Raw genomic sequence first — 14,823 nt, forward strand, 5'->3', positions numbered from 1 at the left:
CCACAAAAAATGCGCAGGACGGTTTGTCTTTTCTGCCATGATTTGTACGGTAAATTGTTCAATTGGTCCATGCCATCGTCGGTTCAATTTACATTCGACCGTGACTTGTCGGTTACCGCACGATATTTTTGTTGTATACCCGACACGTAAACCGATTTGTTCTATTAACGTTCTCACGTAAAAACACAACGAAAACTGTCATGCGCCCGGAAATATTATTCCCTCTTTTTGCCGAAATCGACAGTTTGCCTGGCATTGGCCCGCGCCTGAAGCCATTGCTGGCGCGCCTGCTTGGGGGGGAACATATTGTCGATCTGTTATGGCATTTGCCGTCCGGATTGATTGACCGGCGATTTTCGCCGCCTCTGGATGAAACGATTGATGGATCAATCGTCACGCTTGATGTCTGGGTCGAACGCCATGACGCGCCGCCAAACCGGCGCCGTCCCTATCGTGTGATCTGCAAAACCCAAAGCGGTCCATTGGTTTTGGCCTTTTTCAATGCACGCGGCAAATATCTGAACGAAGTTTTACCAATTGGGGAAAAACGTATCGTATCGGGCAAGATCGATCATTACCGTGGTGAATATCAAATCACCCATCCTGACCGCATCGGGACAGAGGCCGAACGCGACGAAATTCAAACCGTCGAACCGGTTTACCCAATGTCAGCCGGGGTCACCGGCAAAACGCTGACCAAAGCAACCCGTGCAGCCCTTGCCACTGTACCAGATTTACCGGAATGGCATGACCCGGCCTTGCAGGCCCGTCATAAATGGCCCGACCTTAAAACAGCCTTGCATCAGGCACATAACCCGGAAAGCGATGCGGATTTATCGCCCGACCATCCGGCACGTAAAAGACTGGCCTATGACGAACTGCTTGCCAATCAACTGGCCTTGGCCCTGATCCGTGCCAAGATGCGTACCTTGGGCGGGCGTGTCACACAAGGCGACGGTCGGCTGCGCAAGGCACTTGAAGCCCAGCTGCCCTTTGCCATGACGGGTGCACAACAACGCGCACTGAACGATATCTATGCCGATATGGGCAGCAACGGTCGAATGTTGCGCCTATTACAGGGCGATGTCGGTTCAGGCAAGACCCTGGTTGCCCTTATGGCAATGTTAAACGCCATTGAAACAGGGCGTCAGGCCGCCCTTATGGCGCCAACCGAAATCCTTGCCCGGCAACATTTTGAAACTATTTCCCCGCTTCTGGAAAAGATCGGTGTCACATGCGCCGTTCTGACCGGTCGAGATAAAGGAAAAAACCGCAAAGCAACCCTTGAAGGCTTTGCCAGTGGTGAATTCCAAATCGCAGTTGGAACCCATGCTCTGTTTCAGGAAGACGTGCAGTTTCGTGACCTTGCCTTTGCTGTTGTCGATGAACAGCACCGGTTTGGCGTGCATCAACGCCTGATGCTGGCGGGCAAAGGACAGGCTGTCGATGTTCTGGTGATGACCGCAACACCGATCCCGCGCACCCTGACCCTGACCGCCTTTGGCGATATGGAAGTGTCAAAACTAGATGAAAAACCACCCGGACGTAAACCGGTGGATACCCGTGTTTTGCCCGCCGACAAGGTTGATGAAGTCATATCAGGCATCGGGCGCGCCATGCGAACCGGCACAAAAATCTATTGGGTCTGCCCGCTGGTCGAAGATTCCGAAATTCTTGATCTTCAGGCCGCCGAGGAACGCCATCGCATTTTGGTCGATCTATTTGGCGAGGCACATGTCGGCCTTATCCATGGCAAGATGAAAGCCAAGGAAAAAGACGCCGTAATGGAACGCTTTGCCCATGGTGACCTGTCTGTTCTTGTCGCGACCACCGTGATTGAGGTCGGTGTGAACGTGCCCGAGGCAACCATCATGGTGATCGAACATGCCGAACGGTTCGGTCTTGCACAGTTACATCAGTTGCGCGGTCGGATCGGCCGTGGTGACGCTGCATCGACCTGTCTGCTGTTATATGGTTCACCGCTGGGGGAAATATCCAAAGCACGCCTCAAGATCATGCGCGAGACCGAAGATGGCTTTGTGATCGCCGAGGAAGACTTGCGTCTTCGTGGTGCGGGTGAAGTTCTGGGAACCCGCCAAAGCGGCCTGCAGGCCTATCGCCTTGCCAATCTGGAATTACATGGCGATCTTTTGGCTATTGCACGCGATGATGCGCGTCTGATTGTCGAACTTGATCCTGACCTTCAAAAACCGCGCGGGGATGCTTTGCGGCTGTTGCTTTATCTGTTTGAACGCGACGAAGCTGTTCGGTATTTCCGATCGGGCTAACGACCATCCCACACAAAACAAAGGGCGCATGCCATATGGCAGCGCCCTTCTTTTATAATCTGATATTGCCGGAACTACGCGTCTTCGTGGCTTTTATCGTCACTTTTTTCACGAACTGTTTCGTGTTTCCGTGGCACCAGAATAGGGATATTTTCTTTCTCGCGCAGGACATCAAGATCTTCATATGTCTTGGATGAAACACGCGGCTGCGCCTGCAAATCCGACGAACGGCGATCTGGCGGTGTAACAATCCCGCCCGACATCACCATCTTGATGGCTTCCTCGACTGTCATATCAAGGATCACAATGTCCTGACGCGGCAGAAACAGAAGAAAACCCGATGTCGGATTTGGCGTTGTCGGCAGAAAGATATTAATCACGGTATCTTCGGTCAGGTGCTGGACTTCACCCTTGGTCTCGCCGGTAATAAAACCGATCGCCCACATGCCACGCCGCGGATATTCAAGCAATACCGCCTGACGAAATGCATTCGACTGATTGGCTAGCACGGTTTCAAGGATCTGCTTGATCGCGCCGTAAATACTACGAACCGCAGGAATACGGGCAAGAATACGCTCGTAAAGCTTGATCAGTGCGCGACCAGCAAAATTGGTGGTAAACCACCCCACCACCGTAATCACCAGCACAATAACCACGAGCCCAAGCCCCGGAATACCATAATCCTGGTACCCTTGCGGCAGATAATAGACCGGATTGTAATGCACCGGTATCAACGGCATGACCTTGCTGTCGACAAATTCAATAAACCACCATGCCAGACCAAAGGTAATGGCAAGCGGGGCACTGACAAGAACGCCGGTCAGAAAATAGGCGCGAATACGAGCAAAAGGCCCGGGAGAAGGCAGGGTATGATCGGAACTTGTATTTTCCGTATCATTATGGTCGTCACGCTTGGCGTTCATTGATCACCTGTGAAGATAGGTCGCATTTCATCATATTAGGCTGCAATACGTGTTTGCATTCACCATTTGTCAGTATGAATATGGCAATGCTACGACTATTGATCGGGGAACTCCCCGTTCCTAGAGTGATAGCAGCAATCAAGTTTGCGGCGCAACCAAACAAACCCAGCGGCATGTAACCGCCATCACAAAGGAGTTGTTTTGCAGGTTTGGATCGTTGAATACATTTATGATGATGGTGGCTCTGTCGGCATTCGAACCGCCAAGGTCAACGCACCGGATTATGAAACCGCGCGGCAATTCGCCCTTGGCGATGCACCGGCAAAGGATTTTGTCATGTCACTGCATCCAGAATCCGAAGATCAGTTTCTCGGGCGGCCAACCATTCGCGCCCGGCAAATGAGCGGACAGGTTGTCAACGAAGTCGATGACCCCGACGATGACCTCGAAGACAACAACGATGCCTGATTCCACGGCGACGGGACCAGATAAACGTGACTATCTGTCGCGACCGATTATTGGCGTCGGCGCTGTTGTCTGGCATGGCAATGACGTATTGCTGATCCGGCGCGGAAAATCCCCAAACAAAGGCCAATGGAGCCTTCCCGGCGGTGCACAGGATCTGGGTGAAACCCTTCATGATGCTGTGCGACGCGAAGTTTTTGAAGAAACCGGCATCACCATATCTGAACCGGTCCTGATCGATACTGTCGATCTGATTACCCGCGATATCACCGGACGGGTTCAATATCACTATACACTGATCGATTTTCTGGCCGAAGCTTCGGAAACGGTTTTATCTGCTGGTGGTGATGCGGCAGACGCCAGATGGGTTTCACAAGATGACCTCGCCAATTATCACCTTTGGGACAAAACCATCGTCATGATCGAACGTGCACGTGACTTGCGGGAAAGACCTCTTGGTCTTCCAAGTTTCTGACATTCTTGCATTCCGGAAATGGCTAAGAATTTCCGGATGGGATATCCTCAATCGAATGATACCGACCACCATAATACAAAAGCGGATCACCGGTCTTTCCAAGTCCGATATCCTTCACCTGCCCGACGATGATGCTGTGGTCTCCGCCATCATGAATGGCGTGACGTTTGCACGAAAATGTTGCCAGACTGCCAACCAATTTAGGCACACCATGGCCGTCATCTTCAAAAAGAACATCTTCCCATCGATCTTGCACTGGTGATGAAAACAGTTCGGACAGGGGCTGCTGGCCCTGAGTCAGGATGTTGATGCAAAAACGGTTACAATCACCGGCAAACAGTTCGTGTGTTGCTGCGCGACGGTCAACTGAAAACAGGACCAGTGCAGGTTCAAGTGACACGGATGCAAACGAATTAATTGTAATGCCTGCTTTTGTGCCGTTATTCGCCCGTGCGGTGACGACGGCAACGCCTGTTGCAAACTGGCCCAAACAATCTCGGAAATCGCGCGGAGAGAATGACATATTGAAGAATGCTCTTGCTGACTAAATCTATTGGGTATGCCTTTCATAAAGGCTCAGGGAAAATGGCGCCAAAATCTTGCGCTGTCAAACCTAAGTAAATCCGCGTTTTAAACGCTATGTTAATAAGATTAAAAGTTAATATGGATCATATAGATACGCGCATCGTAACCATTTCAGCCATTGGACCGACTAAGGGGACCGGATAGATGAGATGACAACGTTGCGGGTTTTGGGGGCAGTAGGGAAGAAATAATGTTTCTGATCATTGGGTACATCGTTGTGATCGGTGCCGTTTTGGGCGGTTATATGCCGCATGGTGATATCGGCATTCTCATACAGCCACTTGAAGTTCTGATTATTTTCGGGGCTGCATTCGGGACATTTCTGATTGCAAATCCGATAAGTCTTCTAAAAAAAGCCATCGCCTATACGATCCGTGCCCTTAAGGGGCCAAAGAAAAAAGCGGCATATCTTGAACTCCTGATTTGTCTTTATGCGATTTTCCGCCTTGCCAAGTCCAAAGGTGACCTTGCGCTTGAAAGCCATGTTGAAAACCCTGAAGGATCAAGCCTGTTTGGCAATTTTCCGGGCGTTATGCATGACCATCACGCACTTGAATTCCTGTGTGACTATTTGCGTCTTCTGACACTGGGCACGACCAATGCCTATGAGCTTGAGGCCGTGATAGATCAGGAGTTGGAAGCCCATCATGAAGAAGACCATATGGTTCCAGCCGCCATCCAGACAGTTGGGGATGCCTTGCCAGGGCTTGGCATTGTTGCCGCGGTTCTCGGTATAATTGTGACCATGGGATCGGTGACCGAACCGCCCGAAATCCTTGGCGGATTGATCGCAGCAGCACTGGTTGGAACGTTTTTAGGGATTCTGGCGTCATATGGCTTTGTCAGCCCGACATCGGAAATCATCAAGAAAACATTGGATCAGGACGCAAAATATTTCAGCTGCATCAAGGCGGCCCTGATTGGACATATGCAGGGCTACGCCCCGCAGGTTTCCGTCGAATTTGCCCGAAAAACCTTACCAAGCGACATCCGGCCGAGCTTTAAGGAACTTGACGAAGCGTTACAGAACGCTCCGACAGCTTAACAATTTCAAAAAATACTTTGCCGTACATTTAATCGGGACCTGCGTAAAGAATGCCTGACATCGTCATAAAGAAGATCAAGAAAGGTGGCCATGGCGGCCATCACGGCGGGTCGTGGAAAGTCGCCTACGCTGATTTTGTCACGGCTATGATGGCATTCTTTTTATTACTTTGGCTGCTAAGCAGTGCGACCGAGGAGCAGCTTCAGGGGGTTTCAAACTACTTCACCCCGGAAACAATTTCACAAAATGAGTCCGGATCAGGCGGAATTTTGGGAGGCACCAGCCTTGCGAAGGAGGGATCACTTCGATCCGAAGCTGGGAATCCCACGGTCAGTATGGATATTCCGCCGGTGAAAACCCCCGAAGAAATTGCCGAACTGCAACGCGCACAGCAGGAAGACAAGGAATTCAAAGAGGCTGAGGAAGAACTGCGTAAGGCAATTGAAAACTCGCCCGATCTGCAGGAACTGGCCAAGAATATCCGGATTGAAGAAACGGATGAAGGGCTGCGCATTCAAATTCTGGACGAAGATGGTACCGCAATGTTCCCCAGTGGTAGCGCACAAATGGCAGAACACACCAAACTTTTGTTATCCAAAGTGGCTGAAGCTATCGAAAGCATGCCGCAAAACATCGCGATTGAGGGACATACCGATGCAATTCCGTTCACAACGATAACCGGTTACAGCAACTGGGAACTATCATCGGACCGTGCATTGGCCACGCGGCGTGAACTCGAAACTCTTGGTCTTACGGCAAAACGCTTTGCCAAAGTGGCCGGACTGGCCGATACCGACCCCTTAATGCCAGAGGCCCCTGAAAATGAACGTAATCGTCGTATTAGCATTACACTTTTGCGGGGTACAGGTCATCGCCCGGCACTTGAGGGCGAACAACCAAATGGCAATGGTACACCAGTGACTAAGAATGGTGATGTCTCTGAGACGGGAACACAATCAGAACCTTTGTCGTCGGGCCAACCAACCACTCGCCGACCAAGCTTCGCAGTTCCATCCGACCGCTAATCCATATTCAGGCTATTTCGGATATTGCATCATGTCGCCCTTTAAACTGTCATGATTTGTACCTAATCTTATATTAAGAAATAATCGTCCGAAACTGGGGCAAGTACGCGACATGACAGTCAATCAAAGACGGCTGACGCAACATTACTTTATGACAGCGCCAATGCCCTGCCCCTATCTGGCTGGTAGGTTTGAACGTAAGCTGGTGACCGAATTACGAGGCCCAGAAGCCAATAACGTTCATGACCTTCTGTCACGTGCCGGTTTCCGCCGTAGTCATTCCATTGCCTATCTTCCTGCCTGTAGTGAATGCGATGCCTGTGTTCCGGTTCGGGTACGTTGTCAGGATTTCAAACCATCGAAATCTTTTCGCCGTATCTCGGCCAGAAACAATGACCTGATACGGAATGTCCTTCCACCATCCGCAACTCAGGAACAGTTTCAGCTTTTCAGCCAATATCAGGATGCCCGACACGGCAACGGCGACATGGCGCGCATGGATGCCCGTGATTATCGAGCCATGATCGAGGACAGCACTGTTGATACATCGATCTTTGAATATCGCCGTCCTGACGGTAGCCTGATTGCGGTCGCCCTCGTGGATAATTTATCAGACGGACTTTCTGCTGTTTACAGCTTCTTTGACCCGAAGGAACAACGTCGTGGCCTTGGCACTTTTATCATTCTTGATATGATAAAAGAGGCCCAGTCTTTTGAAATTCCACATGTTTACCTTGGGTACTGGATCGATGAATGTCGCAAGATGTCCTACAAAATGCGCTTTCAGCCTCTTGAAGGATTCAAAGCAGGTGAATGGGCACGCATGGATGATGGTAAGGGCGCTTTAGGTGAACCTCATGACACGAAACCGGCCTCATTTACATCAATAGACTAAAGTATAGCCGTCCTTATCGATCCTAGGTTGCCTCCCTCTCTGGACGGATATAAGGTTTATGACAAAGTCGCATGACGACTTTGAATAAATAAATCATGAGCTTGCATCTTTGGGAGGCTATATCAATGAAACGTCGCCAATTTCTTTCCGGCGCAGCGGTTGCCGGTGCGACTGCTGCTGTCGCGTCCACTTTTTCAAAACCGGCCCTTGCTCAGGACGTACGCGAATGGCGTATGGTCACCACCTGGCCTAAAAATTTTCCGGGTCTGGGAACCGGGGCCAACCTTCTTGCTGAATACATCAACAAGGCCTCTGACGGCCGTTTGAAAATTACGGTTTACGGTGCCGGGGAAATTGTTCCGGCATTCGAAGCAATTGATGCTGTTGGCAATGGCACCGTGGAAATGGGGCACGGCGCACCGTATTACTGGAAAGGTAAAGTCGACGCCACCCAGTATATTGCTGCGATGCCGTTCGGCCTGAATGCGCAGGAACAGAACGCTTGGTTCCAGTGGGGCGGCGGTCAGGAACTTGCCGACAAAGTTTACTCTGAACTGAACTGTAAGTTCTTCCCGTCGGGCAATACCGGCACTCAGATGGGGGGCTGGTTCAACAAGGAAATGAATACCATTGACGACTATAAAGGTCTGAAAATGCGTATTCCGGGTCTTGGTGGTGAAGTTGTCAAGGCTGCTGGTGGTAACGTCGTTAACCTTCCAGGGGGCGAAATTCCGCCGGCACTTCAGTCTGGCGCAATTGATGCGACTGAATGGGTTGGCCCTTATAACGATTTGGCATTCGGCCTCTATAAATCGGCGAAATTCTACTACTATCCGGGCTGGCACGAACCGGCGACAGTTCTTGACAACTTCATCAACCTTGATGCCTGGAATGATCTTTCGGACGACATTAAGGCCATTGTCGAGCAAGCAAATCGTGCCGTAAACCAGATGGTTCTGTCGGAATTCACCGCGCGGAACAATCAGGCCCTACAGACCTTGCGCGATAAGCACAATGTTGATGTTCGCCCGTTTTCTGACGACATCCTAACCAATCTTGGTGCCCTTTCAGGCAAAGTTCTGCGTGACCTCGTTGCGTCGAACCCGCTGTCCCAGGAAGTCTTTGAAAGCCTGATCAGCTTCCGTTCGCAAGCAATCGGCTGGTCTAAGTTCTCGGAAGCCGCATTTGCACAGGCACGTATCCTGCCGTTCAAATACTAAGCATCCCAACTAACAAAACCGAAAGGGTCGGCATTTGCCGGCCCTTTTTCGATTTCAAGATCTTGTGAATGTGCTTTAACGCAGAAAAGGCGCCCCAAAAGGCGCCTTTTCAAAACATTTGGGTCGCCCCGATGTTACCTGAACAAAATACTCGGCAGCCACGTGGCCAGTGCAGGGAACGCAGCAACAAGACCAAGTCCCACGACCTGAATCAGGACGAACGGAACAATACCGCGGTAAATATCCATTGTCCGGATTGAGGGTGGTGCAACACCACGCAGATAGAACAATGCAAACCCGAATGGCGGTGTCAGGAAGCTGGTTTGCAGGTTGATTGCAATCATCACGCCCAACCAAACTGGATTGATATCCATTTTTAGCAGGATCGGCCCAACAATCGGAACAACCACAAACACGATTTCAATGAAATCCAGGAAGAAGCCCATCACAAACATCAGTAGCATAACGACAAGCATCGCACTGAAGACGCCGCCCGGAAGATTGTTCAGAAGCTCTTCGACCAGACGATCACCACCCAGACCACGGAACACCAGCGAGAACACAGATGCCCCGAGCAATATGACAAAGACCATTGCACTGATCTGAACCGTCTGACGGGTCACGTGACGCAATACATCCCATGACAGGCGTTTATAAAACGCAGCAAGAATAATGGCACCGACACCACCAAAAGCAGCAGATTCTGTCGGCGTTGCAATCCCCGTCAGGATTGATCCAAGCACCGCAATAATCAAAAGCCCCGGAGGCATAAGCGCACGGAGTACTTCACCCCAAAGCCCATCGGGACGTTTATCCTTTACCAATGATGGTGCGGATGTGGGATCGAGAAACGCCTGGATGAGAATCCAGCAAATATAAAGCCCAACCAGCAGCAGTCCCGGAATAAAGGCACCGGCAAACAAGTCGATAACCGATACAGGTTCCGGCGCCCAGTTACCAAGCGAACGTTGTGCTTCGGCATAAGCCCCTTGAAGAATATCCCCCAAAAGAACCAGCACGATTGACGGCGGAATGATCTGACCAAGTGTACCTGATGCACAGATAATACCGGTCGACAAACGCGGGCTATACCCCGCCTTTTGCATTGCCGGCAGGCTAAGCAATCCCATGGTTACAACCGTTGCACCGACAATACCGGTGGACGCCGCCAACAGCATACCAACAATCACCACGGAAATACCAAGACCGGCACGCATGGTGCCAAACAGCAGCCCCATGGTCGTCAGAAGCTTTTCCGCGATACGTGCACGTTCCAGCATCACGCCCATAAAGACGAAAAGCGGAATGGCGACATATAGCTCGTTGGTCATCACCCCAAAATAGCGTGATGGCAGCGATCCCAAAAGCGGCAGGTCAAACGTCCCCATCGAATTGCCGATAAGCGCAAATGCAAGACCGGTCCCCGCCAGCGAAAACGCCACCGGAAAACCGAGAAGAAGAACGCCGCAGGCAACTGCGAACATTACAAGGCTAAGAATTTCCCCCGTCATTAAATGCCCTCGTGCTCTTCTTCTTTGATTTCAAATTCTCGATGTCCCGCCAACACAAGGATGCTGCGTGCGGCAAGGGAAAGGCCCTGCAAGCCAATCAGAGCACAGAAAATCAGAATAACAGATTTATAAAGAAACAAACCTTGCAGACCGCCGGTTTCGTGCGAGCCTTCAAGGCGGCTCCAACTGGTCATCACATAGGGGTAACTATAGATGTAGACCATGGCGATCACTGGCAGAAGCAGGAAAAGCGAACCGAAAAGATCGACCCATGCCTTATAGCGCGCCGACGCGGGACGATAAAAAACGTCCACCCGAACATGACCTCCATGCAACAGCGTATAGCCAGCACCCACCATGAATACGATGCCATGCAGCCACATGTAACTTTCCTGCATCGACACCCAGCCGATGGAAAAGCCGTATCGCAATGTCGCCACAAGGAATGTGATTACCACCATAGGGATCACAAGCCAGGCAACGCCACGTCCGATCCAGTCATTTAGACCGTCGATAAAACGGACGAAACTCCCTAGAAAATTCACGTTTTCACTCCCACGCCCTTTTTGAAACTCACAGGAAATTTGCGGGCTCCTTGTTTATCAGGTTGCGAAGTTACATATTTACGGGTCAAAACGCCATATATTTTGCCTGTTTACAGGCCAATACGTCGTCTGGAATAAAAACAATCAGAATTTCGGAAAAGTCCGAGGGGAATTCATTCTGATATCTACCTGATAAACGGCAAAAAGGGACAATGACCGTTAAGTCATTATCCCTTCGAAATTCCAGCTATCTCTTTGGAAAAGATAATCTATTCAAATTTATTGGATCGCGGGAACCCGGTTGGCGGCTGCCGCCCGGCACCGGCACGCTTGCCCAACCATTCAGAAAGGTCTGTAACGGTACGAGTGCGGCCTTCGCTGCCCCCCATTGTCCAACTCAGGCCTTCTTCAAGGTTGAACAATATAAGGTCAGCCATACCGCCCTGACGGTATTTCTGCAGGATAACACCACGACCACGCGTCATTTCCGGTACTTCGGCAATCGGATAAATCAACAGCTTGCGGTTATCCCCCAATACGGCAACATGGTCCATATCAACAGGAAGGAAAATTCTGGCCTCTTCATCTTTGCCGAGGTTAAGGATTTGCTTACCGTTTTTGGTTTGCGCAATCACATCGGCTTCTGCAACCTGGAAACCGCGCCCGGCCGAACTTGCGACAAGCAAATTGCGGCCTGGCTTATGAACAACCATTGCAACAATGTCATGTTCCTGCGGCAAATCAATTGTCAGCCGGATCGGTTCACCATGCCCGCGCCCGCCCGGAAGCTTGTCACAGGGCATCGTATAACAACGCCCCTCGGTGCTCATGATCAGAATCTTGTCTGTCGTAAAGGCCTTAAGCGCAAAACGACTTTCGTCACCGTCCTTGAACTTCAGGTCGCCGATATCCGCCGTATGCCCCTTAAGGGCCCGGATCCAACCCATTTTCGAACAGATCACCATAATTGGTTCACGTTCGATCAGGGCCTCAAGCGGCACTTCGATTTCTTCGGGTGTGTCACCAATGACGGTACGACGTTTCCCAAGAACCGTTTTTGCACCAAACTTTTCGCGCATTTCGACGACTTCATCGCGGATTTTCGTCCAGCGCATGCTCTCGCTGGCCAGAAGAGCTTCAAGCCCTTCTTTCTCTTCGGTCAGTTTTGAGTGCTCATTCTTGATTTCCATCTCTTCGAGCTTGCGCAACGACCGCAAACGCATATTCAGGATCGCGTCGGCCTGAACCTCGCTTAAGCCAAAGGTCTTCATCAAACAGACTTTTGGTTCGTCCTCAAATCGGATGATGCGGATGATTTCATCAAGATTAAGATACGCCACCAGATAACCATCAAGAACTTCAAGGCGATGGTTAATCTTTGCCAGACGATGATTGGAACGACGGATCAAAACGTCCTGTCGGTGGGCCAAAAAGGCACGCAATACTTCGCGCAAATTCATCACGCGCGGCGTATTGTCACCATCAAGAACATTCATGTTCAAACCAAACCGGATTTCCAGTTCGGTATTCTTGAACAACATTTCCATCAGATGTTCTGGTTCAACCGCGCGGGTTCGCGGCTCAAACACCAGACGGATCAGATCGGTCGATTCATCACGAACATCTGCCAGAAGAGGAAGTTTCTTTAAAACCATAAGGTCGGCAATACGCTCAACCAGTTTGGCTTTTTGCACCTGATAGGGAACTTCGGTCACGACGATCTGAAACAGACCGTGGCTAAGCTTTTCAACTTCCCATTTCGCGCGCAGGCGGAATGATCCACGTCCTGTGGCATAGGCTTCCAGAATGTTTTCGCTTGGTTCGACCAGAACACCGCCTGTCGGGAAATCTGGCCCTGGAACACAACGAACAAGGTCGGCAATCGAGGTATCAGGATTGTCGATCAGCTTGATCAGACCCGCACAGAGTTCGTCCGCATTATGCGGCGGAATGTTGGTTGCCATACCAACCGCAATGCCCGAGGCGCCATTGGCCAGCAGGTTCGGAAACGCTGCGGGCATGACGATCGGTTCATGGTCCTCGCCGTCATAAGTCGGGCGGAAATCAACTGAATCTTCGTCAAGGCCATCCATAAGCGCCGCGGCAACGGCTGTCATGCGGGCCTCGGTATAACGCATCGCAGCCGCGTTATCGCCATCGATATTGCCAAAGTTACCCTGCCCGTCGACCAACGGATATCGGACGGCAAAATCCTGTGCCAATCGTACAAGTGCGTCATAGACCGACTGATCACCATGCGGGTGATATTTACCGATCACGTCACCGACAACACGGGCACATTTTTTAAAGCCATGTTCGGGATTAAGTTTCAGCTGACGCATTGCATACAGCAAACGCCGATGCACCGGTTTCAGACCATCGCGCACATCAGGAAGAGAGCGCGACATGATCGTTGACATGGCATAGGCGAGATAACGTTCGCTTAATGCATCAGCAAGGCGGGTTTCCCGGATTTGGCCGGCATTGGTCGGATCGGAAGTCTTGGTGCTCATGAACGGTTTTTCTTGTTGCTTGGCAGGGTTGATCTATTTTGGCCGTCGATCTGGCAGAGCCACATCTCGGTGCCATTTGCAAACATACTACGGCGGGGATGGTTCTGGTCAACACAAGTCCGCATCGCGATTGCGGATTTATTTTTCAACCATATCATGCAAACGCCAAACATGACTGACCAATCGGTCACGCGCTGCAACTGGTTTAACGCCTTTGACTTCAAAAATATCGCGATGAATGAAGAAACCAGTCAATTTCAGACCCTGACGGCATTGGTCATACAAATCAGTTTCCCGGTTGCTTTGAGTGGCCCGTTGACCGGCCAGAAAGGCTGGCAGCAATAACAGACGATCACGATAAGCAGCCCCGGCTGCTTCGGATACAGCCCGGCCACTTTTCGGGGATACAAAACAAAGGTCTTCTGTCGCATCGGTGGCGGCACAACGATCAAATTGCAACGCATATCCAAGCGCGTCCAGCAACCCCACCTCCCACCGGATATAGGCAGCAAGCCACTGATCGGATTTAAGTGCGGATAAAAGCGCTACGGTTCCGTGATAAAGCGATGAATGTGCTTCGCGTTCAGGCAAGGTAACTTCAAGCATTGCACAGGCTGAACTTAATGCCATCAACGGTCCCGGTGACAATAGGATATCAGCGACATGTGCACCGGTTAATTCACAGCGAAACTGCCCTAAATGTTCAGCCAAACGGGCTGACCACCCCACCCGGACTTCATTCCCGGGTTCAAGCGTACCACGCATGGATTTACTGGTCGCCCCGCGAACCATCCCTGCATAGCGGCCATAGTCACGGGTTAAAACCGATAATCGGACAGAGTTTTCGCCAAGTTTGCGCGTGGACAGGACGATCGCATCATCACGCCAATCCATCCAAGCCCCCTAGAAACCGCGCGGCAAGATCAATCGGGTCACCAGAAAGAAAAGACCTACCAGACTGGAAACAAGACAGATAAGTGCGACGAAAAAGACAACACGCTTTAGCATGCTATTACCTTGAACTTCTTCGATTGCCCTATCGATAGGATCATTTTGGTGCGGGGTCATTGTAATGGTCCGGTTCCAGTCATGCGCCACACCAAGCCAAGAACAAACGTCACCACGGCCGCAAGCAGCGCCAGAAAATTGACCGGACGTGACAGGAACGATTTTTCACGTTCCAAGCGTTTGCCGTCATGGCGATAACGGAATGGGCGGCGGGCAACACGTGCAACGATCATTGCGGCAACAGCGCCGACAACGATCATCACAATACCCCATAAAGAACCGCTATCCATGTCCCATCCTGCAAAAATCCGCAAACATCACAAAT

General features: G+C 50.9%; 14 protein-coding genes. 7 read left to right on the plus strand and 7 right to left on the minus strand.

All coding sequences use genetic code 11. The annotated features are described in order from the left end of the window. Positions 1-200 precede the first annotated feature (200 nt). The gene (gene recG, locus TALK_RS07115; protein ID WP_085617336.1) at positions 201-2,288 is read left to right on the plus strand and encodes an ATP-dependent DNA helicase RecG; all 2,088 of its coding nucleotides are present in this window, start codon (positions 201-203) and stop codon (positions 2,286-2,288) included. Positions 2,289-2,362: 74 nt separating this feature from the next. Here recG and TALK_RS07120 read toward each other — a convergent pair whose 3' ends face one another. Then, a complete protein-coding gene (locus TALK_RS07120) occupies positions 2,363-3,211 on the minus strand; it encodes a DUF502 domain-containing protein (protein WP_085617338.1) in 849 nt (282 codons plus the stop codon). Positions 3,212-3,412: 201 nt separating this feature from the next. On the opposite strand from TALK_RS07120, the gene TALK_RS07125 reads away from it, so the two are divergent. Continuing rightward, positions 3,413-3,679, plus strand: a complete 267-nt coding sequence (locus TALK_RS07125; protein ID WP_085617340.1) for a hypothetical protein — start codon at positions 3,413-3,415, stop codon at positions 3,677-3,679. Then, on the plus strand, positions 3,672-4,151 hold the full coding sequence (locus tag TALK_RS07130; protein ID WP_085617342.1) for an NUDIX hydrolase: 480 nt from the start codon (positions 3,672-3,674) through the stop codon (positions 4,149-4,151). The genes TALK_RS07125 and TALK_RS07130 overlap by 8 nt, the downstream gene beginning before the upstream one ends. 22 nt (positions 4,152-4,173) lie before the next feature. Here TALK_RS07130 and TALK_RS07135 read toward each other — a convergent pair whose 3' ends face one another. Beyond that, positions 4,174-4,674, minus strand: a complete 501-nt coding sequence (locus TALK_RS07135; RefSeq protein ID WP_085617344.1) for a flavin reductase family protein — start codon at positions 4,672-4,674, stop codon at positions 4,174-4,176. Positions 4,675-4,926: 252 nt separating this feature from the next. Here TALK_RS07135 and motA point away from each other — a divergent pair, with 252 nt between their 5' ends. The 4 genes from motA to TALK_RS07155 all read left to right on the plus strand — a co-directional run bounded on the left by motA (position 4,927) and on the right by TALK_RS07155 (position 8,921). Beyond that, positions 4,927-5,781: a flagellar motor stator protein MotA gene (gene motA / locus TALK_RS07140; protein WP_085617346.1), complete on the plus strand. Its 855-nt coding sequence runs from the start codon at positions 4,927-4,929 to the stop codon at positions 5,779-5,781. A 50-nt stretch (positions 5,782-5,831) separates the two neighbouring features. Next, entirely contained in the window at positions 5,832-6,806 is a 975-nt protein-coding gene (locus TALK_RS07145; protein WP_085617348.1) for a flagellar motor protein MotB, read from the plus strand. A gap of 112 nt (positions 6,807-6,918) precedes the next feature. Then, positions 6,919-7,701, plus strand: coding sequence for an arginyltransferase (locus tag TALK_RS07150; protein WP_085617350.1), 783 nt, complete (start codon positions 6,919-6,921; stop codon positions 7,699-7,701). Between the two features lie 125 nt (positions 7,702-7,826). Beyond that, a complete protein-coding gene (locus TALK_RS07155; RefSeq protein ID WP_085617351.1) occupies positions 7,827-8,921 on the plus strand; it encodes a TRAP transporter substrate-binding protein in 1,095 nt (364 codons plus the stop codon). A gap of 134 nt (positions 8,922-9,055) precedes the next feature. Here TALK_RS07155 and TALK_RS07160 read toward each other — a convergent pair whose 3' ends face one another. The 5 genes from TALK_RS07160 to TALK_RS07180 form a co-directional block, all read right to left on the minus strand. After that, positions 9,056-10,432, minus strand: a complete 1,377-nt coding sequence (locus TALK_RS07160) for a TRAP transporter large permease (RefSeq protein ID WP_085617353.1) — start codon at positions 10,430-10,432, stop codon at positions 9,056-9,058. Further along, positions 10,432-10,977 carry a TRAP transporter small permease subunit gene (locus tag TALK_RS07165; protein WP_085617354.1) on the minus strand — a complete coding sequence of 182 codons (546 nt, stop codon included), beginning with the start codon at positions 10,975-10,977 and terminating at the stop codon, positions 10,432-10,434. Before TALK_RS07165 ends, TALK_RS07160 begins: the two co-directional genes overlap by 1 nt. A gap of 269 nt (positions 10,978-11,246) precedes the next feature. Continuing rightward, complete coding sequence (gene parC / locus TALK_RS07170) at positions 11,247-13,490, minus strand: DNA topoisomerase IV subunit A (RefSeq protein WP_085617356.1); 2,244 nt, start codon at positions 13,488-13,490, stop codon at positions 11,247-11,249. Between the two features lie 138 nt (positions 13,491-13,628). Beyond that, entirely contained in the window at positions 13,629-14,384 is a 756-nt protein-coding gene (recO, locus tag TALK_RS07175; protein ID WP_085617358.1) for a DNA repair protein RecO, read from the minus strand. A 170-nt stretch (positions 14,385-14,554) separates the two neighbouring features. After that, on the minus strand, positions 14,555-14,788 hold the full coding sequence (locus TALK_RS07180; protein ID WP_245829754.1) for a hypothetical protein: 234 nt from the start codon (positions 14,786-14,788) through the stop codon (positions 14,555-14,557). Between the last annotated feature and the right edge of the window lie 35 nt (positions 14,789-14,823).

It is taken from the genome of Thalassospira alkalitolerans, assembly GCF_002115745.1.
GTDB lineage: Bacteria > Pseudomonadota > Alphaproteobacteria > Rhodospirillales > Thalassospiraceae > Thalassospira > Thalassospira alkalitolerans.